The organism is Burkholderia sp. AU27893 (assembly GCF_002223205.1).
Taxonomy (GTDB): Bacteria; Pseudomonadota; Gammaproteobacteria; order Burkholderiales; family Burkholderiaceae; genus Burkholderia.
The window spans coordinates 1,685,794-1,709,469 of record NZ_NKFD01000001.1 but is presented as its reverse complement, the minus strand read 5'-3'; the positions used below and the strand labels follow the sequence as shown (position 1 = coordinate 1,709,469).

Here is a 23,676-nt window from a genome sequence, read left to right as displayed (position 1 = left end):
TTCCCCTAGTAATCCGAATAAAGCCGCACCGGCGTCGGCGTGACGAGCCAGCTGCGTTGTGCGCGCGCGTCGAACGCATAGCGCAGGTACACGAGCGCCGAACTCGGCGCGTAGTCGTGCGACCGGTCGACCTTCAACTGCGCGCCCACGCTCAGGTGCGGGTTCACGCGGTACTCGACGATCCCGTTGATCCCGTACGAGAACGACACGCCGCGCGTCGAACTGCCCGTGTACACGAACCCGGCCGCCACCTGCGCGGCCCGCTGGTCCGCCGACATCGGGTAATACAGCGAATCCTTCTCGTAGCTGTTCGAGATCCCGCCGGTGACGGTCAGGTCCCACGACAGCGCATCGTGCCGCCCCGCCCATTCGATCGGCACGCCGAGCGACAGGTAGCGTTGCGGGCTGTAGTAGCCGCCCTGCCCGTACGTGTAGTAGCGCAGGTTCTCCGCGTAGTGCCATGCATTGCCGACGAGCCCGGTGCTGACCTTCATCGTCGCGCGCTCGTACACGGGCACCGTGAAGCCGGTGCGCAGCGTGACCTCCGCGTTGCGTTCGACGTTGCGGCCGGACAGCACGCCCGCGCCGAGTTCCGCGAACAGGTTCGTGCGGCCGACGTCGACCGACGCGCGCAGGGTCACGCCATCCCGGCGCACGCCGCCCCAGACCGCGCCCGTCCAGGGGTCGCGCATCCCCGAATACGACAGCACGCTGCTCGTTTCCGGGCGCCGCGACGCATTCACCGAGAAACTGGCCGGGCCGGCATCGAAGCGATAGCGCACGCCGCCGACCAGGTAATGCACGGGGAAACCGAGCGGCGACGTGCCGAGATCGAAGCGCCATGCGTCCGTCAGGTAGCCGGCGCCGAGCGCGACGCCCGTGGCGGTCTGGTGCAGCGAGCCCGGCGGATTCGCGATCGATGCGGGGCTCAGCGCGTTCTGCGCCTTGAGCGCCGCGTAGCTGCCGAACGTGCTGAGCGAATACGCGTTCGGGTTGCTCGTGTCGAGCGTGCCCGGGTCGAGATGCACGGTGTCGATCTGCGCGAACACGTGCCCGTCGTAGCGGATCGGCATCTGCATGTAGATCGGCACCTGCTGCGCGCGATACGACGAGACGCCTTCGTCGCCCGACTTGTAGGCGGGCGTCCAGCCGGTTTCGATCTCGGGATTGCGCCGCTGCTGGAGATCCGCGAACGCGGCCTGCGCGGGCGTCAATCCGTCACGGCCCGGGCTCACGCCCGTCGTGCGCTCCTGCGACTGCGACATCCGGTACAGCGACGCCGCATCGTCATAGCGCCCCTGCGCCGCGGCCACGCGGCCGGCCGCGACCGTCACGTCGGCGCGCGCCGGATATGCGGCATGCAGCCGGTCGGTCACCTGCCCGGCTTCGTCCGGACGGCGCAACGCATTCAGGCGACGCACGGCCGACAGTTGCGTGTCGACGTCGTCGTCCGGCGTGCGGGCCAGCACCGCCTGCACGCGGGCAAGCGCCGCGGCCCGATTGCCGCTGTCCTCGTCGATGCGGGCCAGCGCGAGCTGCGTCTCCGCATCGTCCGGCGTGCGCGCGACGACCGGCGCAAGCGCGGCGCGCGCCGCATCGTAATGGCCTTGCGCCCGTTCGAGATCGGCCAGTTCGAGCGCATAACGCTTGTCCGCGCGGCCGGCCGGGCTCGCACGATCGAGCAGCGTGCGCGCCTGCGCGTAATCCTGCTGCGCGATCGCGTCGTCCGTCTGCCGCAGCACGAGCCGGAGCGACTGGTCTTCGATCCGCGCCGTCTGTGCGGGCGTCAGCGACGGTTCGCGGCGCAGCGTGTCGAGCCATGCGGCGAGCGCGTCGTCGCGCCCCGCACTGCCGAGCAGGTCGCCGTAGCGCAGCCGCACGTCCGCGTCGGCTTCGCGCGGGTGCGCGGCGATCCAGTCGTGCAACGGGGCGAGCCCGCGGTCGGGTTCGCCCGCGTCGATCCATTGCGCGCCGATCGCGGCGAGCATGTCGGGGTCGTCCGGCGCACTCGCCTGCGCCTGCGCGAGCGACGCGGCAAACGCCGTGCGGTCGCCGCGCGCGAGCGCACCGCGTGCATCGGCCAGCGCGCGTTGCGCATCGAGCTTGCGCGCCAGCGCGCGCATCCCGTCCGAACGATGCGCCTCGTCGACCGGCTCGAGCGCGGCCTGCGCGCCCGCGACGTCGTCGAGCGAATTGCGGTACAGCGCGCTCGCGTAGCGCATCTCGGGCGTCGCGCTCTGCGCCAGCCCGTCGTCCATCACCGTGCGGCCGAGCTGCGGCAGCCCCATGTCGCGATAGAGGCGTGCGAGCGCGAAGCGCGTCCACGGCGCGTCGGGCGCCGCGCGCACGGCCGCCTCGTAACGCTGCGCGGCGGGCCCGCGTTCGCCCTTGTCCGCCAGCGCGCGCGCCTGGTTCGCGAGCAGGTCGGCACGCAGGCCGTCGAGCGCGCGCCGATCGTCACGACCCGTCACGCGGCCTTGCAGCGCATCGAGCAGCGGGCCGATCTGGTCCGCGCGGCCGGTGTTCTCGTACAGCGTGGCCGTGCCGCGCACGGCCGCGAGGTCCGGCGAACGTGCGGCCAGCAACTCGCGCAGCAACGGCTCCGCGTGCGCCCAGTCGCGCTGCGCGAGCAACGCGTCGGCAAGCTGCAGCTTCGCATCCGGGCTGTCCGGCTGCATCGCGAGTGCCGCGCGTGCGGTGCGCTCCTCGTCCTGCGGACGGCCTGCCGCGGCCGCCGCGCGGCCCTGCGCGAGCAGCCCCCAGAACTGGGCGGTGCGCGCGAGGCCCTGCCATTTGCCGCGCTGGTCGGTCGACAGCGTCGCGGCGCGCGCGAACAACGTGCGCGCTTCGTCGTGCCGCCCTTCGCGCAGGCGCAGCAGGCCGAGCCCGCCGATCGCGTCGGCGTCGTCCGCCCGCGTCCGCGCGGCGCGCGCGAGCAGCGGATCGGCGCCGGCCAGGTCGCCGCGCGCGAGCGCCTGCAGCCCGCGCTGCTGCGCGATGTAGTCGGGATTGCGTTCGAGCTGGCGCTGCGCGTCGCGCTGGCGATCCAGTTCCGCGACGCGGTCGACGAATTCGGTATCGTCCGGCACGAGCGCGAGGTACGCATGCAGCGCGTCGAGATACGCGGGATCGCTGCCGGCCGACTGCAGCACGCGTCGCCACAGCGCCATCGCCTCCGTATGGTCGGCGTCGGCGCGCTTCGCGAGCGCCCAGGCGATCCGATTCGCCTCCGGCCGCGTCTCGGCGCGCTGGTTCAGGAGCCGCGCGAGCGCCATCGTCGCGCTCGTGTCCTGCGGATCGGCCGCGACCGCGCGGCGCAGCGCGGCGATCGCCGGCTCGCGTCCGCCCGGCGCATTCGACACGATCTGGTAATACTCGGCGCCGAGCGCACCCGACGGCGCGCCGTTCGGAAACAGCGCGACGATCCGCCGGGCGGCTTCGTCCGCGCGGCCGCTGCGCGCGAGCAGGCGGATCTGCGCCATCTCGCCGCGCCCGCTCGTCGCGACGCGGTATTCGTCAGCCACCCGCCGCGTGGCGGGCGCATTCGGCGACTGCGCCTGCAGGCGCGCGAGCGACGCCTGCGCGCCTTTCGCATCGCCGAGCCGCAACAGCACGCGCGCCTGTTCGGCCAGCAGCTCGGGATCGCCCGGTGCGATCAGCAGCCCCTTGCGCAGCGCGTCGCGCGCGAGGTCGTCGCGATGCTTGACGCCCCACATCCGCGCGGTGTCGAGCAGACGCTGCGCATCGGCGGACGCGGCAGTCGCCGGCGTCGCGGGGTTCGCCGGCGGCGCGTGCGCGGCGGTGCCCGGCGCCGCCGCGCACACCGACGACGCGAGCCACGCGAATCCCGCGACGTGCGGCGCGGCGCGCTTCAGCGGGCGGCGCACGCGCGGCCTCCCCAGCGGGCGTCGAGCGTGCCGTCCGCACCGAACCGGTAGCGCCCGTCGCGCCAGCCGAGCCCGAACAGCGTCAGCACGCTCGTGTAGTAACCGGGCGGCGACTGGCGCGCGAGCGTATCGACACGCGCCGCCTGGGCATCGGCCAGCGCGCGCTGGCCGCGTGCGTCGAGGAACGGCACGGCCGCCGCCGAGAAGCCGCCGTTGCCGTCGTTCGGCCCGGCGACGCCGGTCGTCGTGTCGACCTTCTCCGGCGGCGCGCCGTGCGCGGCGATATGGTCGGCGAACGGCGCAAAACGCGCGAGCATCGGCGCGGCGAGCGGATCGGCGCGGTCGAGCATGCCGGCCCACAGATACACGCGGATCGCGTTGTACGCGCTCTCCGCCTGCGTGTCGCGATCGGGCCCGAAACCCGTACCCGCGCGATACAGCGCCCAGTCGGGCGAGAAGCCTTTCGGGGCGGTGTCGAGCAGCACGCGGCCGGTGCTGGCGGCGAGCGCGGCCCAGCGCTTGTCGTCGGGCAGGCGCGCGCCGAGCGCACGGATCACCTGCGGCGGCGAGTAGCTCGGGTTCACGCGCCACTGGCCGTCGGCGAGCTTGAACCCCGTCGGCCCGGGCAGCAGCGTGAGGCCGAGGCCCGGCACGGTCGCCGTCTCGACGTCGAGCACGCGCTTCGCGAGCAGCGCGCCGCGCGCCGTGTAGCTGCGTTCGTGCCACATCCGTCCGGCCTCGACGAGCGCATACGCGATCCACAGGTCGGCGTCCGACGCCGCGTTCGCGTCGAGCACGCGCCACGCGCCGTCGGGCGCGCGGCCCCACAGCCACGCGGGCAGGTGCGCGCTCAGGTCGCCCTGCGCGAGATTGTTCTCGGTCCATGCGAGGATCGTGTCGAACATGCGCCGGTCGTTCGCGACCAGCGCGAAGAACAGTCCATACGCCTGCCCCTCCGATACCGTGCGTGAATCGGCCGAGCCGACGTCGATCACGCGGCCGTCGGCCGAGATGAAATCGCGCTTGAACGCGTCCCAGCGCGGCCACGCCGTGTTGCAGCCCGCGTCGGCCGCGTCAGCCGCAGCGGCTCCCGCGGCCTGCGCACGCGTGGCCATCCCGGCCGCCGCGCACGTCATCGCCACCGCCAGCGCGAGTGCCGCGCCGACGCGCCGCGCCGGCCGCGTTGCCCGTCGCTTCGCCATTGCCCGCGCCATCCGTTACATCCCCCGTCGACGCGCGGCGATTCTCTGCAGCACGCTGAACACGCCGAGCGCGAGCAGCAGCCCCGCCACGACGCCGACCGCGCCCAGCACGACGGGATGCCGCGCCGCCTGCGTCCACACCCGCGCATACCACGGCACGAACCCGACTACGTAAGGCTCGCCGACGCGCAGGCTGTCGACCTGCCCCGGCCGCACCAGCGCCAGGTCGCCCTGCAGCTGCGACACGAGCCCGCCGTTCTCGAACACGTCGAGCAGATCGCCGAGGCGCGGCTGGTCGGTCGCCGTCAGCGCGACGACGCTGCGCCCGCGGCTGCCCGGCAGTTCGAACCCGGCGAGCGCCGCGAGCGAGCCCGTCTGCTCGATATGCGCGCCGCCTTCGGTCAGGCCGACGCCGTTGCGCCAGCGCTCCTTCACCGAGAAGGCGACGCGCGCGGCGCCTGCGCCGCCCGCGCTGCCCTGCTCGCCGATCACGAGCGGCAGCGCCGAGCGCCAGTGCGCGAGCAGCGGCGACGTGGGCGAGCCGTCGATCACGAGCAGATCCTTGCTGCCCGACAGCGCGGCGACGTCGCCGGGCCGCGCGACCTGCACGCGCAGTGCCGGGAAGCCGGTCCATTCGCCCATGTGGCCGAGCATCGTCAGGTAGGCCTCGAGCTCCTGCGGCGACGGCCGGTCGGGCATCACGACGGCCGTCTGCGCCAGGTCGGCGAAGCGCGTGAACGGGAAGCCGCTGTTCGCGAAGAACGCGAGGTTCGGCAACTGCGCGTAATGGACGAAGTGCGAGAAGTCGATCGTCGAATCGGGATCGATCGCCGCACGCTGCGGCTCGGTCGCCGTGCTCGAGCACAGGCCCGTCTTCTGCGAATCGAGCGTGAAGCGGAACTGCAACTGGTTGCCGCTCCCGACCCGGAACGCCGGGATGTCGACGTCGCTCGTCACGCGCCCTTCCGGCACCGACAGCAACGGCAGCTGCATGCGGCCGTGCGCGTCCTCGGCATGGGCCGGCCCGAGCCGGTACGACTTCACGAGCTGGTCGTTGATCTCGACGGCGAGCGTCGAGTTGTCCTGCACCGTCGGCGCCGTGTAGCGGTAGCGCAGCGTGATCGGCACGCCCGCGCCGTTCCACGAATGCAGGTCGGACGGCACGCGCAGGTTCAGGCGAATGGCGTCGGGCGTGGTGCCGCGCACTTCCAGCTCGCGCGTATCGGCGACGAGTTCGCGGAACGGGATCGGCCGGTTCACCGGCAGCCAGCGCGGCGCGTCGTACGGTTTGCGCGGCGCGCCGAGATCGACGTGCGCGACCGTCGCCGACGGCCCCGACAGCGCCGCGCGGCCCAGCACGAGCGTCGCGACCGCATCGTCGACCTCGGCCGCCGTGCGGCCCGTGACGACGAGCAGCTTGCGCCCCGGCGCGGCCGGGTTGTCGGCCACCGCGAGCAGCGGGCCGTTGATCGACGGCAGCGCGAGACCGGCCGGCAGCATCGCGGCCGTGCCGATCACGACCGCCTGGTCGTCGGCCGGCAGCCCGGTCGACACCGGGAAGCGCGCATGCCGGTAATCGGCCAGCGCGCCGAACCACGACGCGAGCACGCCCGCGCTGCGCAGCGTCGCCGAATCGGGCGACGCCGGCAGCACGAACGGCAGCCGCACGCGGCCGTTGTCGCGCCGGTCGAAGAATGGCGCGGGCAGCAGCGCGAGATCGTTCGGCAGGCGGACCGGCGATTCGTCGAGGATCAGCTCGCTCTTCGGGCTCACGTCGGCCCACAGCGCCGAGTTGGCCGGATCCTCGCAATGGTCGAGCGTGTAGTGCGCGATCAGGCGCAGGCCGATCTGGTTGAAATCCGAGAAGTAACGCGGATCGATCGGGATCTCTTGCGTGACCGTGCGACCCGCCTGTGCGGCGTCGAACGGAACGGTCGCGATCACCTCGCCGTTCACCGACACCTTCAGGTGCGACATCGGGAACACCAGCGACGGCGAATACGCGTAGGTCAGGCGCAGCCGCGCGCCGGTGACCACGCGGTCGAGCCGCACGCCCGCATTGATCGTGCGGGCGTCGTCGGCGCCGCGCAGGCGCAGCGGATCGAACGCGCCGAGCGACGCGAACGGCAGGCGCACCGTCGTCACCGGCAGCCCGGCTGGGCTCGCGCTGGCCGCCGCGGGCGCGGCCGCGAGCACCGGCGCAGCGCCGGACGCGGCGGCGACCGGCACGGCCGGCAGCGGCGCGGCCGACAGCGCGGCGGCATGAAACGCGCCGGCCATCGCGGCCGAGAGGACGAGCAGCGACACGGCCGGCTTCATGCGGCACTCCGTTTCGTCAGGATCATCCGGTCGTCCGTCGCATCGCAATCGAAATCGATGCACGCAAAGCAGTTATGCCCGTGAGTGAACATCCCCACTGCTTCCCCTCATATATCTAACTGGCCTGATTCATTTATCGAAACGATGCGGCGCTTTCTTTAATCGCGCGGCATCGTGCGACGCGCGCCTGGCACCGGCACACGCCCATTCGTCACACTATCTCAAAAATAGGGCAAAACTTACCCCGATTCGCGAAGTTGAAGCGAAAAAACCTCAATCCGGTCGGAAATGCTGCGCGAGAGGGATGAATGGTAAGAATTGCGCCGTTGTCGCCCGGCAGGTCAAACGGCATACTGCCGGCGCGGATCGGCTGGCCGGCGGCGGTCCGTTGCAGACCGCCCGGCCTGAACGCGCGGCCGCGAGGCGGCGCGTATGCTACCGCATTCCGACGCCGCCGGACGTGCTTTCTTTCACGGAAAACTGACTTGAATCAAATCGTCGACACTGCCACTCCGTCCCCCGATACGCTGCTGCGCATCATTGCCGTGCAGACCGAGATCGCGAAGCTCGGCCTCGATCTCGGCAGCGTGATGGCCTATGTGGCCGAACAGGTGCCACGGCTCACCGGCGCGAGCGCCGCCGCGGTCGAATTCGCCGAGGGCGACGACATGGTGTACCGCGCGGCGTCCGGCACGGCAGCCGGGATGCTCGGCCTGCGGCTGCGGCGCTCGGGCAGCCTGTCGGGCCTGTGCGTGCAGCAAGGCGCGTTGCTGCACTGCATCGATTCGGAAACCGACCCGCGCGTGGATCGTGACGCCTGCCGGCGGGTCGGCCTGCGCTCGATGCTCGTGATGCCGCTCACCCATGCCGACACGACCGTCGGCGTGCTGAAAGTGATGTCGCCGGAAGTCGACGGCTTTTCGCCAGCCGACGCGGGCACGCTGCGGCTGACGGCCGACCTGATCGCCGCCGCGATGTTCCACGCGGCGCGCAACGAGGCGAACGAACTGTACCTGCGCGCGACGCACGACGCGCTCACCGGCCTGCCCAACCGCGCGCTGTTCTACGACCGGCTGCGGCAGTCGATGCACACGACGCTGCGCGCGAACGGCCGGCTCGGCATCCTCAACATCGACATGGACGGGCTGAAACCGATCAACGACGGGTTCGGCCATCGCGCGGGCGACGCGGCGCTGCGCGAGATCGCCACGCGGATGCAGGGGGCGGTGCGGCGCTCGGACACGGTCGCGCGCATCGGCGGCGACGAATTCGCGGTGATCCTGCCGAACATCGGCAACCGCGACGATGCGCATGCGCAAAGCACGCGGCTCGCGCGTCAGGTGAGCGAACCGTTCGAATTCGAGGGGCGCCCGATGCGGCTCGGCGTCAGCGTCGGGATCGCGCTGCTGCCCGACGACGGCACCGACATGAACGCGCTGATCGAGCATGCGGACCAGGCGATGTATGAAGTGAAACGCACGCGGTCGCAGCGGGTCGCTCACGCGTAACGCGGCGCGACGAGCCGGCGGCGGCGGCCTTGTACGGGCGCTAGCCGATCTGCGGCACGGCGATCGCGAGCCCGACCACGACCCACTGGACGATCGCGACGAGCACACCGGCCCGGCACAGCCCGACCGCGCCGCGCACGCGGGCGTCGAGTGCGCGTCCGGCCTTCGACGCATCGATCCAGCCGAGATCGGCGAGCGCGCGGTCGAGCGCCGCGAGGCCGTCGTCGACCGATCCGTCGCCCGCCGCCGCACGCGCGAGCGCGGCGAACAACCGGCGGTCGATCTCGATCCGCACCGCGTACCACAGCGCCGCGATCCCCGACCCGGTGCTGACCACCGCCAGCAGCACGCGGGCGATCGTCGCCGGCGCCCAGCCCGCCGCGATCCACCAGCCGGCGCCGGCCGCGGCCAGCGCGGCCGCGATCGCCCACGCACCCGCATCGAGCGCGCCGCGCGCGGCGGCAATCCTGAAGGGCGCGGACGGGTCGCGCATCACGCGCCTCCCGCGCGGCGACGGCAATCGATCCACTGCTGCAGCACGGCCACGCCGTCGTCCGACCACACCGCATGCGGCCGCATCGCACGCACGGCGGCCAGCGCGTCGCGCGCATCGCCGAGCCCGCGTCGCGCCGCCAGCCACGCGGCCGCGCACAGTACGCTGCGCCCGTAGCCGAGCGCACAGCAGACCAGCACGTCGCGCCCTTCCCCATGCAGGCGTTCGAGCGCCGCGACGGCCTGCGCGAGTTGCGCAGCCGTCGGCGCGACGAGGTCGAGTTGCGGCACGGTCGCATACGCGAGCGACGCATCGACCGACGTCCAGCGCGGCATTTCGGCGGTCAGGTCGACCAGCGCGGTGAAACCGTGGCGGCGCACGTCGCGCGTGGTCGGCGTGCGGCCGATCGACACGCGTTCGTCGATCCTCACCGGCGCCGGCTGCCGGAACGTCCATAGCCGCGAATTGACGAACGCGCCGGCAATCGTCGGCGCGAGCAGCCAGCGCATGACGACCGGGAACCGGCCGAGCGCGTCCTTCTGGAAAGCGCCGGGCGCGCCGCGCCGGTAGATCCACGCGACACAGGCGAGCGCCAGCGCGACCCACCCTGCCGCCAGCGCCCAGCCGGGTGCGCGCGGCACGCACCCGAGCGCCACGAGCGCGAGCGCCGCCGCGCCAAGCGCATAGCGGCGCGCGAGCGCACGGCCGGCCGCGCCCGGCGACGCATCGGCGCCCGGCAGGCGGCCCGCGGCATCGCGCAACGGAAACAGGAACAGCGCGAGACAGCCGACGGCCGCGCCGGTCGGCACGTCGATCGCATGATGCTGGTAGGTGGTCAGCACCGATACGCCGATCGCCGCGAACCACAGGTGCAGCACGCCGCGCGCGAGCGCGCCATGCAGGTGCTTCGCATACACGGCCCACAGCACGACGAGCAACCCGATGTGCAGCGACGGCGCCTGGTTGAACGGCTTGTCGAAGCCCATCAGCAGCGTGAACAGCGCACCGGCCACGCCGCCGGCGTCGGGCCGCTCGAACCCGAAGCGCAGCGGCCACGCGATGAAGCACGCGACCGAGATCAGCTGCACGGTCAACAGCCGCTTCACGTGATCGAGCAGGTCGGCGCGGCGCGTCCAGAAAAAGAACGACAGCGCATACAGCAGGTCGATCGACCAGTACGGCACGATCGTCCACGGCACGAACGGGATTGCGTGTTCCCAGCCGAACGCGAAGGTCGGCACCGCCGCGCGGCGCGCGGCGAGCCAGTTCGCAAAGCCGTAGGTCGAGAAGAACACGGCCCCCATCACCGCGAGCCAGCCGAAACGCAGCGCGAGCGACGCGTCGCGCGCGCCGGCGCCGGCATCGGCCGCCGAGGCCGGTTCGGCGAGGTCGCTCGCGCCGCCGCCGAGCGCGCTCATGACGCGTCGACCCGCTGCGCGAGGCTGACCGTGAAGATGCCCATGTCGTCGATCCGCTGGTCGAGCTTGCGGAAGCCCGCGCGCGCGACGAGCTCGTCCATCTCGGCCTGCGAGCGGCGGCGCATCACCCAGGTCGCTTCGCCGCGGTGATTGTTCAGCGCCCGTGCGATGAATTCGAGCTGCGGATGCCACGGCTGCCCCGTGTAGACGAGATAGCCGCCCGGCGGCACGGCCTGCGCGAGCCCGCGCAGCGAGCGCTCGATCAGCGCGTTCTCGCCGAACAGCTCGTAGAGGCCCGACACGATCGCGAGCGTCGGACGCGGCTCGAGCGTCGCGAGCGACGCCTCGTCGAACGCGTCGCCGCGCTCGAAGCGTGCGATCGACTCGAGGCCGCGCTGCGCGATCAGCACGCGCCCGGCCTCGACGTTCGGCGGGCTGTAGTCGCGCAGCGTGATGTCGTCGGGCGCCGCGCCGTCACGCTCGGCGGCCGACGCGATCGCGTCGAGCACGTAGCGCCCGTGCCCGGCCGCGATGTCGACGATCCGCACCGGTGCGCCGTGGCCGCGCAGGCGGCCGATCGCCGCGCCGATCAGCTCCTGCAGATGCACCTTGCGCTGGCGGATGCCGACCCAGCCCGGCGAATCGAGATAGGTGCGGTCGATCAGCGCACCGACGCCGAGCCGCCCTTGCGCGCGGTTGCGGTACACGTAGTCGAGCGTCGAGCCCGAATCGAAGCCGAGCCGCAACCCGAGCGCGATGCCGTCCGACAGCGCGCCGCCGGCCTTCAGGCCGGCGCGCGTGAGCGCCCAGTACGCCCGCGCGAACGCATTCGCGGGCGGCCGGCCGAGCGCCGCGTATTCGTCGTGGAACGCGCCGCGCCGGTCGGCGTCGGCGAGCGACACGCGCGGGCTCGGCGCATCGAATTCGCGCAGCACGAAGGCGCGCAGCGGGGCGAGCGCCTGCGCGCGGTCGCGTTCGCCGAGCGTGTCGTGATAGAAGCCCGGCAGCACGATGCGCTCCTTGCGCGCGGCGCCGAGGCGTTCGAAGAAGCGGTCCTGCGGGCCGCGATGCACGACCCAGTCGGCGCCCGAGATCAGCAGCTGCGTCGGCACGGTGATCGCGGCCGCGTCGGCGACGATCCGCTGCGCGGTGTCGTGCAGGTCGAGCAGCATGTTGACCGCGATCGGCCGCGTGATCAGCGGATCGGACGCATAGCTCGCGATCCGCTCGGGATCGTGCGTGAGGAATTTCGGCTTCACGTAGCTGTTCACATAGAACAGCCCGCGCAGCTTGTGCATCAGCCGCAGGCCCGGCCGCGCGAACGGCACGTAGAGCTTGATGTGGAACGCCGGCGACGCGACGACGAGCGCGCGGATCGGCGGCGCATAATCGTGCGCCCAGGTGGCCGCGAGCACCGCGCCGACGCTCTGGCCGACCACCGCCATGTCTTCGATCGCGATGCCGTGCGTGTCGCGGATATGTTCGACGAAGGTCTGCAGGTCGCGCACCGACGCGGCCGCGCTCGGGCTGTAGCCGCGCGCGCCGGGCGAGCGGCCGTGGCCGCGCGCATCCCACGCGAAAAATGCGAAATCGGGCAGGTCGAGCTCGTCGACCAGATGCGCGACGCGCGCCGAGTGTTCGTGGCCGCGGTGCAGCAGCACGATGGCGCCGCGGCAGCGCGGGCCCGTGGCGGGCCAGTGACGATAGAACAGCGTTTCGCCGTCGTGCGTGATGAAGTCGGCCTCGCGGGCCATGCGTGCGCTCATGCGTTTTTCTCTCGTTTCGTTATTCGAATCTTGGTGCGCCGCCCTCCGGCGCCCGGTACCGCAACTGCGTTAACGACTGTTTCAACCGCCCTTTCAACCGCCCTTTTCCGCGATGCCGGCCTGCACGCGCCGCACCACGGTCACGATCGACAGCACGATCAGCAGGCGCCACAGCCAGGCGGCGACGCCACCGACCGGGAAGCCGAGCCCGATCCACAACGCGAACGCGCCGAGCGCGAGCGCACGGTCGCTCTTGCCGAACGGGCCGTCGTAGCGGCGGCTCACGCCGACCAGCGGACCGATCAGCCCCGCGCATTCGACGATCACCGCCGTCAGCGCGAACAGCCAGACGTCTGCCGGAGCGAACGCCGGAATCGCGAGAAACGGCAGCACCAGCGCGACATCGGACACGACGTCGCCGAGCTCGTTCAGGTAGGCGCCGAGCGTGCTCTTCTGGCCGTGCTCGCGCGCGAGCATCCCGTCGATCGCGTTGAGCGCCATCCGCGCGAACAGCCACAGCGGGATCAGCAGGAACAGCGCGCGGGCAAACACGCCGAGGCCGGCGAGCGCGCCGACGACGATCGAGCCGCCGGCCGCGAACAGCGTGACCTGGTTGGCCGTCACGCCGCGCTCGGCGAGCGCGTTCGCGAACGGGCGCAGCGTGTTCTGGAATTTGGGTTTGAGTGCGTAGAGGCTCATCGTTTTAATTTGCGCGGCACAGTCGGATACATTTCCCGCCGCCATGCCCCGGGCGGCGAAACGGCCTTGGACGGCCTTCCATGGACGGCCCTAATCGTCGCCGAGCGGCCCCGATGCGTCAAGCGCGCGCCCGGCCCGCACGCGCGGCGCCAATCTGGCGTTTTTGACGGAAACTCGCGATAATCCGCTGGCCCGATCGCAGCGAGATCCATTCGAACTGCAAACGGGCGCTCGTGCAACAGCCGATTATCACGCCGCCGACCGGCGCATTCGCCGCGACGCAACCGCGTGTGACGGCGACTCGTCCGATTATCGCGGACCTGCGACAGGCAGCCACGAATTTGAAAAAATTTAAACAAGGGCCGTCCGGCGCGCATCCTGCCGCGCCGGCATTCCGGGGTCCCGCCCGCCGCTCACGCGCAGCGGGCCATGCAGGCACGCAGGAGGCGCAGCGCCGATGAACATCCTCAACGTCTGGCAGCGCGATTTCCTGCTGTCCATCGTGCGGCTCGTCGCCGGCGCGTATCCGGTCTGGCATCAGGCGCCGCCATCCCCGACGCAGAAGATCTACTTCTCGAACCACACGAGCCACATCGACACGCTCGCGATCCTCGCCGCGCTGCCGCGCAACGTGCGCGCGGTCGTGCGGCCGGTCGCCGCGCGCGACTACTGGGACAGCAGCGACATGAAGCGCCACATCGCGCAGAAGCTGCTGAACGTCGTGCTGATCGACCGCCACCGCGAATCCGGCGGCGACCCGCTGGACCCGGTGCGCGACGCGCTCAAGCAGGGCCACTCGATCATCATCTTCCCGGAAGGCACGCGCGGCGCCGAGATCCTGCCGCAGCCGTTCAAGAGCGGGCTGTTCCACCTCGCGACCGAGTTTCCGGACGTCGCGCTCGCGCCCGTCTATCTCGAGAACCTGCAGCGGATCATGCCGAAGGGTGCGATCTGGCCGGTGCCGCTGATCTGCAAGGTGCACTTCGGTGCGAACGAACAGCGCGGCGCCGACGAGGACAAGCCGACGTTCCTCGCCCGCATGCGCGATGCGGTCGTCGCGCTCGCGCCGCCGCAGCGGCCGGCCGGCTGAACGCGGCGCCCTCTTCTCCCTTTTCCGGATATCCACCATGCGAACCATTTTCTGGGAACTGGTCGCGGGCGTCACGGGCGTGCTCGTCGTCGCGACCGTGATCGGCGCGATCCTCGGCGCGCGCAGCGGCGGCACGAACGCGACCATCGTCAACCTGAACCAGCGCATCCGTGCGTGGTGGGCGATGATCGCGATCATGGCCATCGCGATCGGCCTCGGCAACAACATCACCTATCTCGTGTTCGCGGTGCTGTCCTACCTGACGCTGCGCGAATTCATCACGCTCACGCCCACCACGCCGAGCGACCATACGACGCTGTTCATCGCGTTCTTCGTCGCGATCCCCGTGCAATACCTGCTGCTCGGGATCAACTGGTACGGGATGTATTCGATCTTCGTGCCCGTGCACCTGTTCTTCGCGATGTCGCTCGTGTCGGCGCTCACGCAGGACACGCGCGACTTCCTGAGCCGCAACGCGAAGATCAACTGGGCGCTGATGGTGTGCGTGTACGGGTTGAGCCATGCGCCGGCCGTGCTGATCCTCGACATTCCGCACTACGCGGGGCAGAACGCGCTGCTGCTGTTCTTCTTCCTGTTCGTCGTGCAGATCAGCGACGTGCTGCAGTACGTGGTCGGCAAGCTGTTCGGCACGCGCAAGATCGCGCCGCAGCTGTCGCCGTCGAAGACGATCGAGGGGTTCATCGGCGGCGGCCTGCTGGCCACGCTGTGCGGTGCGTCGCTGTATCGCGTGACGCCGTTCAGCTTCGGGTCGGCATTCGGCATCTCGCTCGCGATCGTGATCGCGGGCTTCGTCGGCGGGCTCGTGCTGTCGGCCGTCAAGCGCTCGCTCGGCACCAAGGACTGGGGCTCGATGATCGCGGGCCACGGCGGGATGCTCGATCGGGTCGACTCGATCTGCTTCGCCGCGCCGGTGTTCTTCCACCTCGTGCGGTATCTGTACGTGTGATGCGCGGGCGGCGCCACGCCGCCCGTTCCTGCGCGCGAAGGATCAGTACCCTTCGCGCAAGGCCTTCGGCACGACATAGCGGCCACGCGCCGCGTCGAACTTCACCGTGTAGCGCGCGTGGATGGCCTGGTTGCCGCGCGTGCCGGTTTCCGTGACCGTCAGCGGATAGACGTCGCCGGTGCCGGTCAGGTCCGGCGCGATTTCGAAGCGGCGTTCCTCGCAGCGCGCCCGCGCGTTCGCACATTCGGTCGAATCCGCGTTGTCGAGCGCCTCGTCGAGGCGTGCCGCCGCCAGCACCAGTGCATGGCCGACCGGCAGCCAGATCGCGCGGAAGCGTTGCGTATAGCCTTGCCGCGTGTCGCTTTCGCCGATGACGAACCCGAACAGGTGCGGCCCGAGCCGCTCGATGCGCACCGTGCCCGGCTCGCCGCGGCCGCCCGACGCGATCTCCGTTTTCTTCATGACCGGCTCGAGCGTCTTGCCGTCCGCCGCCGGTTTCAGCACATACAGGTCGATCGTGCCGGTCGTCGCGTCCGAATCCATCCCCGGCATCCCGTTCTGCACGGCCGCCTCGGTCTCGCCGCACATCGCGAGCAGCGTGCGCGGGCCGTCGGCCGTTGCCACGCGCAGCGAACCGCACGGCGCATAGACAAGATCGTCCCCGTCCGCCTGCCAGCCCTTGCGGTCGGCGCGCCACTTGCCATATGTGTCGTGGATGAAGGCCTTCAACAGACGATCGGGCTGGACCGGCTCGGCCGCATGAACGGGCGACAGCGCGGAAAGTGCAGTGAGCACCGCAAGCGCGGCGAGCGAAGCGAGCGAAGCCGCGAGCGGCTTCAGACGTGTGTTCCGGTGCGGGACTGTCATGACGTGGTTCGTTCTGGTCGAAAAGAAGTGTCGCGAATGGTGGCGGGCCCACCCGATCACGGTTGCCGTGGTGCGATGCCGGTGCCGTCCGGCTTCAGCCGCGCGGTTGGCACCCACCCTTCGGCGATGCCGCGCGTGCGCGGATTCAGGTAGACGACCGACGTGAACCGGCCATGGTCGGCACGCGCATCGACGTGATCGTGCTCGACGATGAACCGCCCGTCGATCCGGCACGCGTCGTCCGGCGCGGAATAGAACGGCAGGCGCCCGTGGCCGGTGACGACCCGCCCGGCGTCGCTGCCCATCACGTAATCGCCCTGCGCCTGCGCGCGGCGGTTCAGCGCATCGCAATCGACGGCGTCGCGCACGGGTGTGGCAGGTGCGGCCGGCGCATCGCACGCCGACACGAAACGCGACAACGCGCGCCGGTCGATCTTCAGCACGTCCGGCCGGTCGGGATCGCGCGTGACGTCGAGCGCTCGCATCGCCTGCGTATCGAGCGTGACCCAGCCGATCGTCGCGTCGCGATTCGGCGTGCCCGGATGATCCGGCATCGTGAACAGCCTGACGCGGTAGACGTTGCCGTCACGCTCGTCCACGTCGGCATGGATGTCGCGCCGGTTCATCCCGGTCTGCCGCAGTGCCGGTACGATCAACCGGGTCAGTTGCTCATTGCACGACGCCGGCGGCATGGCGGCGGCCGTTTGCACGGCCATCGCGCCCAGGCATGCCATCGCAGCAGGCACGGCGACAGCCGCCGCGAACCGGCGGCGGCATCCGGCCTCGCCATTCGCGCCGGCCGGCGTTACGATCTCGTTCTTCACCCAGGCTCCGTTCGATGCGCGCGGGAACCGGCCCGCGAGCCCGTAGCGTACACGTACGGCGCGGCACCGCAAGCGCACATCGCACCTGCCCGACATGGACCCACGCATGAACCTCACGTTGCAGGACGTCGCATGGCACCGCTCGGTCGGACGGCTCATCGAGTCGCTCGACCAGCCGGGCTTCTGGCTGGCGCTGATCCGGCTGATCGAGGAATACGTCGCGGTCGACAGCTGGGTCGCGCTCACGTTCGGCGACGGCCGCCCGCAGGTGCTCGCCGAATGCCCGTACGAAGGCGGCGGCCCCGACCCGCTGTTCCGCGACTACGTGCAGGGCCTGTACCAGCTCGACCCGTTCTACATCGCGAACCGCGACGCGCCGAAGAGCGGCCTGTTCCGGCTGTCCGACGTCGCGCCCGAATGCTTCCGCGATACCGAGTACTACACGCTCTATTTCACGCACAACGTCGTCGAGGACGAGGTGCAGTTCAACGTCGTGCTCGGCGATGCGCGCACGCTGTGCCTGTCGCTCGGCAGCAAGCGGCGCTTCAGCCCCGAGCAGGTGGCGCTGCTCGACCTGATCCGGCCGTGGGTGGCCGGGCTGATGCGGCAGCGGCTCGCGTTCGAGCCGGCCGCCGTCGAAGCCGCGGTGCCGCCGCGGGCCGGCAGCCATGCGCAGGACGGCTTCGAGCGCGCGATGGCGCGGCTCGGCACGCCGCTCACCGCGCGCGAACTCGACGTGATCCGGCTGATCCTGAGCGGCCGCTCGAACAAGGAAGTCGCGAACAAGCTGGCGATCTCCGCCGAAACGGTCAAGGTCCATCGCCGCAACATCTACGGGAAGCTCGCGATCAACTCGCAATCGGAGCTGTTCTCGCTGTTCCTGAACGCGCAAACCGGCATCTGACGCGCATCGCGGGCCGGCACCGGCGGCGTCGCAGATCAATACCCCCGAAGGGTTAACGCGCCGGCGGGATGGGAAATCCACCGCTTCGGCGCATACTGGGGCCTCCTTACCCACCCTTCCGGCGCCACCGGCGACGGGCCCCTGCATACCGACATCGCCATGAAACTGAAGCTCGATATCGTCCAGCTCGCCGGTCGCGACGGCGACACGCCCTACAACCTGCAACGCACGCTCGACGCGATCGCCACCTGCGCACCGGGCACCGACATCGTGATGTTTCCGGAAGCGCAGCTCACCGGCTTCCTCGATTCGTCGAATCTCGCGGAATGCGCGGAGCCGCTCGACGGCCCGAGCGTCGGCGCCGTCATCGCAGCCGCACGCGCACGCGATGTGGCGGTCGTGGTCGGGCTGATCGAGAACGACGGCGGCCGCTTCTACAACACGACCGTCTTCGTCACGCCGGACGGCATCGCGCTGCGCTATCGCAAGACGCATCTGTGGGTGAGCGAGCGCGGCGTCGTGCTGCCCGGCGACCGTTTCGCGACGATCGAATGGCGCGGCGTGCGGATCGGCCTGCTGATCTGCTACGACAACGAATTCCCCGAAACCGGCCGCGCGCTCGCCGCGCTCGGCGCGGAGCTGATCCTCATCACCGACGGCAACATGGAGCCGTACCGCCCCGTCCACCGCACGTCGGCCACGGCGCGGGCGATGGAGAACCAGGTGTTCGCGGTGGTCGCCAATCGCGTCGGCGGCAGCGCGCACGACGTCGTGTTCGCGGGCGGCAGCCTTGCGGCCGATCCGTTCGGCAACCTGATCTTCGAAGCCGGCAATACCGAATCGCGTCACGCGGTCGAACTCGATTTCGACCAGCTCGCCGCGTCGCGCGCGGTCTACGACTATCGCCGCGATCAGCGCCTGCACATCGGCGGCGAACGCATCGAGCACGCCAACGGCCTGCGCGAACTGCTGATTCCGTAAGCGCTGGCCCGCCCCCGGCGGCGACCTCCGTCACGCCGGGGCGGGCACCTCGATCGCCAGCAGCGCGGAACTGACCGACTTGCCGTGCGCGTCGAGCGCGAGCGAGCGCGTGACGCCGCCGCCGAGCGCATCGCGCAGCACGAAATTGAATGCGCCGAGCGCCGGCAGTTCGTAACGCACGACGTCGCCGTGCACGATGCCCGCGAGCCACGCCTTCACGGCGTCGGCATCCAGATGCATGCGCAGGTGATCGTAATGACGCGGATCGTGGCAGATCACCGACACGTTCAGCGTATTGCCCTTGTCGCCGGTGCGCGCATGCGCGAGTTCACGCAGTTGCATCATGCCTCCACGAATGAAAACGACGGCGTCACGGCCGCGCGCCGCAGCAGCACCGACTGCACCGCGATCACCTCGCGCGTCGACTTGAACGCGCCGCCGCCGCCGGCCGGCCCGTTCGTATAGAGCGTCTCGACTTCGTTGCCGATGCGCGCGGCTTCGGCGGCGCTCGCCGCACGGCCGGCCACCCGCACGCGCACCTCGGCCGGCTCGCCGCGCACGGCCGGCGTCGCGTCGCCATACAGCGAATCGACACCGATCAGGTCGAAGCGCAGCTCGGTCGCGGCGACACCGGTCATCGCCAACCGCTCGCGGACGATCTCGAGCGCGAGACGTGCGCGTTCGAGCGCACCCGGGCCGCCGTACGACATCTGCCCTTCACCGATCCAGCCGTCGACGTACGCCACCGATACCTTCAGCGTATCGGGCCGCGCGGTGCCGCGCCCGCCCGTCACGCGCACGCGATCGGTCGCCTCCTCGGCGACGGCGACCTGCGTGAAATCCGCGACGACATCGGGCTGCAGATAGCGCGCCGGGTCGTGAATCTCGTAGAGCAGCTGTTCCTTGCAGGTCGCCGCGCTCACGCGGCCGCCCGCGTGCGGCACCTTGGTGATCACGACCGTGCCGTCCGCCGCCACTTCGCCGATCGGAAACCCGAGCCGCGCGAGGTTCGGCACGTCCTTGTAGCCGGGATCGGCGAAATAGCCGCCGGTCACCTGCCCCGCGCATTCGAGCAGGTGGCCGACGACCGTCGCGGCGCCAAGCGTGTCCCAGTCATCCATCCGCCAGCCGAATGCGTGGATCAGCGGTGCGGCGAACAGCGACGGATCGGCGACGCGCCCGGTCAGCACGACGTCCGCGCCGGCCGCGAGCGCATCGACGATCGGCGCGGCGCCGAGGTACGCGTTCGCGGACACGATGCGGTCGCGATACACGGCGACGTCGTCACCCGATTCCTCGAAGCGGAATGCGCCGCGCAGCACGACGTCGAGCACGTCGTCGCCCTCGACCGCCGCGACCTTCAGCTTCGTGAAACCCAGCGATTGCGCGATCTGCGCGGTACGCCGCGCGGCCGCACGCGGATTCGCCGCGCCCATGTTCGACACGATGCGCACGCCCTTCGGCACGGCGACCGGCAGCACCGCCTGCATCCGCGCGTCGAGCAGCGGGTCGTAGCCGAGTGCCGTGTCCTGGCGCCGCGCCTGCTGCGCGATCGCGATCGTGCGCTCGGCCAGGCATTCGAAGACGAGATAGTCGAGCTGCCCGTGTTCGGCCAGTTCGACCGCGGGCTCGATCCGGTCGCCCGAGTAGCCGGCGCCCGCGCCGATGCGCACGAGCCGTTCAGGTTGCTTTGCTGTCATGTCCGTACCGTCGTCCGGCGGCGGTCGCCGCCGGGAAAGATCAAAAGATGCCCAGCGCGACGCACGCGATCGTCATCACGATCGAGGCGCCGAACAGCAGCGGAAACGTGAATTTCTGGTGCTCGGCCAGCTCGATGCCGCACAGGCCGACGACGAGGAAGGTCGCGGGCGTCAGCGGGCTGACCGGGAACCCGGTCGTCATCTGGCCGAGCAACGCAGCCTGCCCGACCTGCACGGCCGGCACGCCAAGCTGGCCGGCCACCTCCGCGATCACGGGCAGCACGCCGAAGTAGAACGAATCTGGATCGAACAGCATGCTGAGCGGCATCGACGCGAGGCCGAGCACCACCGGGATGTGGCCCGCCATCGACGGCGGCACGAAGCCGACCGCCGCCTGCGCCATCGCCTTCAGCATCCCGCTGCCCTGCATGATCCCCGTGAACACACCGGCCGCGAGCAGGATGCCGGCCATCATCAGCGCGGCGCGCGCATGCGCGTCGATGCGCTTTCTCTGCATGTCGACGTCCGGGTAGTTCACCATCAACGCGATACACAGCCCGACCATGAACATGATCGCGGGCGGAATCTTCTCGCCCATCACGACCATCGTGCCGAGCACGACGAGCGTCAGCACGAGGTTGAACCAGAACAGGTGCGGCCGGCGCAGCGCCTGCTCGTCGGCCGTCAGCTCGCGCTTCGGCAGCGGAATCGACGCGTCGTCGCGCGACAGGCCGAGGCGCTTCTCCTCGCGCCGCCCGAGCCAGTACGCGACGCCGAACACGAACACGAGGCCGATCGCCTGCACCGGGATCAGCGGATTGAACAGCGCCGACACCGGCAGGTGCAGCGACGCCGACGCGCGGATCATCGGCCCCGTCCACGGCAGGAAGTTGATGCCCGCGGCCATCGACACCGCGGCGGCCAGCACGCGCCGGTCCATCTTCAGCCGGTCGTACAGCGGCAGCACGGCCGGAATCGTCACGAGAAAGCAGACGGCGCCCGAGCCGTCGAGGTGGATCAGCAGCGCGAGCAGCGTCGTCCCCATCACGATGCGCGTCGGCCGCGTGCCGACCGCGCGCAGGATGCGGTCGATGATCGGGTCGAGCGTGCCGGCGTCGGTGATCGTCCCGAAATAGAGGATCGCGAACACGAACATCCCGACGACGGGCGCGAGCCCCTTCAGCCCGTCGATGACGAACTTGCTGGTGTGCAGCCCGAAGCCGCCGATCAGCGACGCGACGATCGGCACGATGATCAGCGCGACCAGCGGCGACATCCGCTTCGACAGAATCGCGGCCAGCAGCACGACGATCGTGCCCAGCCCGAGTAACGGCAGCATCCGTGTCTCCTACCTTGTCTTTTGTTGGAGACGAGCGTAAGGTCGGCGCAGCGATAGCACAATTGAAATGATTTGATCGCAGCAATCACGAACCGTTATGGATCTGAATCTTCGCGACATTCGCGCGTTCGTCACCGTCGCGCAGGCCGGCAACTTCACGCGTGCGGCCGCGCGCCTGCACCTGTCGCAGCCGGCGCTGACCGTGCAGATCCGTCGGCTCGAGGAGATCGTCGGCGCGCGCCTGTTTGACCGCAACAGCCGCAGCGTCGCGCTCACGCAGACCGGGCGCGAGCTGCTGCCGCTGCTGCAACGCTCGCTCGACGACATGGAGCGCGTGCTGCGCGACGCGCGTGCGCTCGGCGAAGGCACGAGCGGCACGGTGCGGCTCGCGTGCCTGCCGACCTTCGCGTCCAGCGTGCTGCCCGAGCTGATCCAGTCGTTCCGGCGCGAGGTGCCGCTTGCGGGCTTCGAGATCCGCGACGGCGTCGCGAGCCTCGTCACCGCGCTCGTGCGAAACGAGGAAGCCGATCTCGGCTTGACGGGCGGCGATACCTTCGATGCGTCGCTGGAGGTGCTGTATGCGGGCGCCGACCGGCTCGTCGCCGTGTGCCCGAAGGATCATCCGCTCGCGCGCAAACGCCGCTTGACCACGGCGGACGTCGCCGCCGTGCCGCTCGTGCTCACCGCACGAGGCACGAGCGTGCGCAGCGTCGTCGATGCCGCGCTGGACGCGGCCGGCTGCACGCCCGCCATCGCGTGCGAGCCGACCTACATGATGACGGCCGTCGCGATGGTGCGCGGCGGGCTCGGCGTGACGATCCTGCCGGCGACCGCGCGCGAGGTGCGCGCCGAGCCCGAGCTGGTCGCGAAGCCGATCGACGACCCGGCGTTCGTGCGGCCGATCGCGCTCGTCACGAAGCGCGGCCGCACGCTGCCGCGCGTCGCGCAGGCGTTCGCCGACACCATGCTGGCGGCATTGAACAAGCGCGCGTGAACCGCGCGCCCGGAGCGGTGCTTACTTCGCGTCCGGATCGACGTGCAGCGATTCGCCGATCGCATAGAAATTGCCGCCCGCGATGTAGTGCAGGCTGCGCAGCGCCGGATCGGCCGATTCGAAATACCAGTGGCCGTCGCGAAACACGCGCGTGTCGGACCACGCCGCGACCACCTCGCCGATGAACAGGTCGTAGGTCTGCTGGTTGTGCGGCTCCGGAATCAGCCTGCACGCGAGCCAGCCCGAACAGCCGGCGACGAGCGGCAGGTCGTGCCCTTCGACATCGAACAGCGTGACGCCCGCTTCGCGCAGCTTGTCGGGACGCTCCGCGAGACTGTGGCTGCCGACCGCATGCGTGAGCCGCAGCTGAGCGGCCGTCGGCACCTGGATCACGAACGTGCCGCTGCGCTCGACGAGCTCGCGCGTCTTCGCGGTCTTGTCCAGCACGACCGTCAGCTTCGGCGGCAGGAAATCCAGCGCGCATGCCCACGCGGCGGCCATCACGTTGTCGACGCCATCGTGGCGGGCCGACACGAGCACGGTCGGGCCGTGGTTAAGGAGACGGTAGGCTTTCTTCAGCTCCACCGGAGCGATGTGACTGTCCATACGGGTTCCTTGGAGAACGGCTCGCACGGACGGATGCCGTGCGGCACGGCGCCGGCCGGTGCGCAAGCGCGCAACCGGGCCGGAGGCCGCATTCTCGCACCCAATGTCGATC

At 70.6% G+C, this 23,676-nt stretch carries 19 protein-coding genes; 6 read left to right on the top strand and 13 right to left on the bottom strand.

What is annotated here, in order from left to right:
* Positions 1–5: 5 nt before the first annotated feature.
* The 3 genes from CFB47_RS08170 to bcsB are packed head-to-tail and all read right to left on the bottom strand — an operon-like array spanning position 6 to position 7,408.
* Positions 6–3,887 (bottom strand): cellulose synthase subunit BcsC-related outer membrane protein, encoded by a 3,882-nt coding sequence (locus CFB47_RS08170; protein WP_089460906.1) that lies wholly within the window; start codon positions 3,885–3,887, stop codon positions 6–8.
* The gene (bcsZ, locus tag CFB47_RS08165) at positions 3,872–5,101 is read right to left on the bottom strand and encodes a cellulose synthase complex periplasmic endoglucanase BcsZ (RefSeq protein ID WP_089460905.1); all 1,230 of its coding nucleotides are present in this window, start codon (positions 5,099–5,101) and stop codon (positions 3,872–3,874) included. Before bcsZ ends, CFB47_RS08170 begins: the two co-directional genes overlap by 16 nt.
* A gap of 3 nt (positions 5,102–5,104) precedes the next feature.
* On the bottom strand, positions 5,105–7,408 hold the full coding sequence (gene bcsB, locus CFB47_RS08160; protein ID WP_089460904.1) for a cellulose biosynthesis cyclic di-GMP-binding regulatory protein BcsB: 2,304 nt from the start codon (positions 7,406–7,408) through the stop codon (positions 5,105–5,107).
* A 485-nt stretch (positions 7,409–7,893) separates the two neighbouring features.
* On the opposite strand from bcsB, the gene CFB47_RS08155 reads away from it, so the two are divergent.
* On the top strand, positions 7,894–8,916 hold the full coding sequence (locus tag CFB47_RS08155; protein WP_373453135.1) for a diguanylate cyclase domain-containing protein: 1,023 nt from the start codon (positions 7,894–7,896) through the stop codon (positions 8,914–8,916).
* Between the two features lie 40 nt (positions 8,917–8,956).
* Here CFB47_RS08155 and CFB47_RS08150 read toward each other — a convergent pair whose 3' ends face one another.
* The 4 genes from CFB47_RS08150 to CFB47_RS08135 form a co-directional block, all read right to left on the bottom strand.
* Positions 8,957–9,409, bottom strand: a complete 453-nt coding sequence (locus tag CFB47_RS08150; RefSeq protein ID WP_089439803.1) for a hypothetical protein — start codon at positions 9,407–9,409, stop codon at positions 8,957–8,959.
* Positions 9,409–10,827 carry a phosphatase PAP2/dual specificity phosphatase family protein gene (locus CFB47_RS08145; protein WP_089460902.1) on the bottom strand — a complete coding sequence of 473 codons (1,419 nt, stop codon included), beginning with the start codon at positions 10,825–10,827 and terminating at the stop codon, positions 9,409–9,411. Before CFB47_RS08145 ends, CFB47_RS08150 begins: the two co-directional genes overlap by 1 nt.
* Positions 10,824–12,593 carry a bifunctional alpha/beta hydrolase/class I SAM-dependent methyltransferase gene (locus tag CFB47_RS08140; RefSeq protein WP_089460901.1) on the bottom strand — a complete coding sequence of 590 codons (1,770 nt, stop codon included), beginning with the start codon at positions 12,591–12,593 and terminating at the stop codon, positions 10,824–10,826. The genes CFB47_RS08145 and CFB47_RS08140 overlap by 4 nt, the downstream gene beginning before the upstream one ends.
* 93 nt (positions 12,594–12,686) lie before the next feature.
* Entirely contained in the window at positions 12,687–13,292 is a 606-nt protein-coding gene (locus CFB47_RS08135) for a CDP-alcohol phosphatidyltransferase family protein (protein WP_089456023.1), read from the bottom strand.
* Positions 13,293–13,749: 457 nt separating this feature from the next.
* On the opposite strand from CFB47_RS08135, the gene CFB47_RS08125 reads away from it, so the two are divergent.
* Positions 13,750–14,382 (top strand): lysophospholipid acyltransferase family protein, encoded by a 633-nt coding sequence (locus CFB47_RS08125; protein WP_071334306.1) that lies wholly within the window; start codon positions 13,750–13,752, stop codon positions 14,380–14,382.
* 37 nt (positions 14,383–14,419) lie between these two features.
* A complete protein-coding gene (locus tag CFB47_RS08120; RefSeq protein ID WP_089460900.1) occupies positions 14,420–15,349 on the top strand; it encodes a phosphatidate cytidylyltransferase in 930 nt (309 codons plus the stop codon).
* A 42-nt stretch (positions 15,350–15,391) separates the two neighbouring features.
* On the opposite strand, the gene CFB47_RS08115 is transcribed toward CFB47_RS08120, so the two are convergent.
* Positions 15,392–16,216, bottom strand: coding sequence for a topoisomerase IV (locus tag CFB47_RS08115; protein WP_089460899.1), 825 nt, complete (start codon positions 16,214–16,216; stop codon positions 15,392–15,394).
* Between the two features lie 56 nt (positions 16,217–16,272).
* Positions 16,273–17,040 carry a hypothetical protein gene (locus CFB47_RS08110; RefSeq protein ID WP_256946666.1) on the bottom strand — a complete coding sequence of 256 codons (768 nt, stop codon included), beginning with the start codon at positions 17,038–17,040 and terminating at the stop codon, positions 16,273–16,275.
* A 106-nt stretch (positions 17,041–17,146) separates the two neighbouring features.
* Here CFB47_RS08110 and CFB47_RS08105 point away from each other — a divergent pair, with 106 nt between their 5' ends.
* Both CFB47_RS08105 and CFB47_RS08100 read left to right on the top strand, forming a co-directional pair.
* Entirely contained in the window at positions 17,147–17,944 is a 798-nt protein-coding gene (locus CFB47_RS08105; RefSeq protein ID WP_089460898.1) for a response regulator transcription factor, read from the top strand.
* A gap of 159 nt (positions 17,945–18,103) precedes the next feature.
* Positions 18,104–18,925, top strand: a complete 822-nt coding sequence (locus tag CFB47_RS08100; protein ID WP_089439796.1) for a carbon-nitrogen hydrolase family protein — start codon at positions 18,104–18,106, stop codon at positions 18,923–18,925.
* Positions 18,926–18,955: 30 nt separating this feature from the next.
* On the opposite strand, the gene CFB47_RS08095 is transcribed toward CFB47_RS08100, so the two are convergent.
* The 3 genes from CFB47_RS08095 to CFB47_RS08085 are packed head-to-tail and all read right to left on the bottom strand — an operon-like array spanning position 18,956 to position 21,964.
* The gene (locus CFB47_RS08095; RefSeq protein WP_089461383.1) at positions 18,956–19,267 is read right to left on the bottom strand and encodes a hypothetical protein; all 312 of its coding nucleotides are present in this window, start codon (positions 19,265–19,267) and stop codon (positions 18,956–18,958) included.
* Positions 19,267–20,625, bottom strand: coding sequence for an acyclic terpene utilization AtuA family protein (locus CFB47_RS08090; protein WP_089460897.1), 1,359 nt, complete (start codon positions 20,623–20,625; stop codon positions 19,267–19,269). Before CFB47_RS08090 ends, CFB47_RS08095 begins: the two co-directional genes overlap by 1 nt.
* Positions 20,626–20,665: 40 nt before the next feature.
* Entirely contained in the window at positions 20,666–21,964 is a 1,299-nt protein-coding gene (locus CFB47_RS08085; RefSeq protein ID WP_089460896.1) for a CitMHS family transporter, read from the bottom strand.
* Between the two features lie 97 nt (positions 21,965–22,061).
* Between CFB47_RS08085 and CFB47_RS08080 the strand changes: the two genes are divergently transcribed.
* Positions 22,062–22,958 (top strand): LysR family transcriptional regulator, encoded by an 897-nt coding sequence (locus CFB47_RS08080; RefSeq protein WP_089460895.1) that lies wholly within the window; start codon positions 22,062–22,064, stop codon positions 22,956–22,958.
* A 21-nt stretch (positions 22,959–22,979) separates the two neighbouring features.
* Here the strand turns inward: CFB47_RS08080 and CFB47_RS08075 are convergent, their stop codons facing one another.
* Positions 22,980–23,564, bottom strand: a complete 585-nt coding sequence (locus CFB47_RS08075) for a flavin reductase family protein (RefSeq protein WP_089460894.1) — start codon at positions 23,562–23,564, stop codon at positions 22,980–22,982.
* Between the last annotated feature and the right edge of the window lie 112 nt (positions 23,565–23,676).

Coding starts and splice junctions, on each gene's coding strand:
- CFB47_RS08100 (WP_089439796.1), top strand. CDS start 18,104: ATGAAACTGAAGCTCGATATCGTCCAGCTCGCCGGTCGCGACGGCGAC.
- CFB47_RS08150 (WP_089439803.1), bottom strand. CDS start 9,409: ATGCGCGACCCGTCCGCGCCCTTCAGGATTGCCGCCGCGCGCGGCGCG.
- CFB47_RS08120 (WP_089460900.1), top strand. CDS start 14,420: ATGCGAACCATTTTCTGGGAACTGGTCGCGGGCGTCACGGGCGTGCTC.
- CFB47_RS08105 (WP_089460898.1), top strand. CDS start 17,147: ATGAACCTCACGTTGCAGGACGTCGCATGGCACCGCTCGGTCGGACGG.
- CFB47_RS08145 (WP_089460902.1), bottom strand. CDS start 10,827: ATGAGCGCGCTCGGCGGCGGCGCGAGCGACCTCGCCGAACCGGCCTCG.
- CFB47_RS08075 (WP_089460894.1), bottom strand. CDS start 23,564: ATGGACAGTCACATCGCTCCGGTGGAGCTGAAGAAAGCCTACCGTCTC.
- CFB47_RS08140 (WP_089460901.1), bottom strand. CDS start 12,593: ATGAGCGCACGCATGGCCCGCGAGGCCGACTTCATCACGCACGACGGC.
- CFB47_RS08090 (WP_089460897.1), bottom strand. CDS start 20,625: ATGACAGCAAAGCAACCTGAACGGCTCGTGCGCATCGGCGCGGGCGCC.
- bcsZ (WP_089460905.1), bottom strand. CDS start 5,101: ATGGCGCGGGCAATGGCGAAGCGACGGGCAACGCGGCCGGCGCGGCGC.
- CFB47_RS08080 (WP_089460895.1), top strand. CDS start 22,062: ATGGATCTGAATCTTCGCGACATTCGCGCGTTCGTCACCGTCGCGCAG.
- CFB47_RS08135 (WP_089456023.1), bottom strand. CDS start 13,292: ATGAGCCTCTACGCACTCAAACCCAAATTCCAGAACACGCTGCGCCCG.
- CFB47_RS08085 (WP_089460896.1), bottom strand. CDS start 21,964: ATGCTGCCGTTACTCGGGCTGGGCACGATCGTCGTGCTGCTGGCCGCG.
- CFB47_RS08095 (WP_089461383.1), bottom strand. CDS start 19,267: ATGCAACTGCGTGAACTCGCGCATGCGCGCACCGGCGACAAGGGCAAT.
- CFB47_RS08115 (WP_089460899.1), bottom strand. CDS start 16,216: ATGACAGTCCCGCACCGGAACACACGTCTGAAGCCGCTCGCGGCTTCG.
- bcsB (WP_089460904.1), bottom strand. CDS start 7,408: ATGAAGCCGGCCGTGTCGCTGCTCGTCCTCTCGGCCGCGATGGCCGGC.
- CFB47_RS08125 (WP_071334306.1), top strand. CDS start 13,750: ATGAACATCCTCAACGTCTGGCAGCGCGATTTCCTGCTGTCCATCGTG.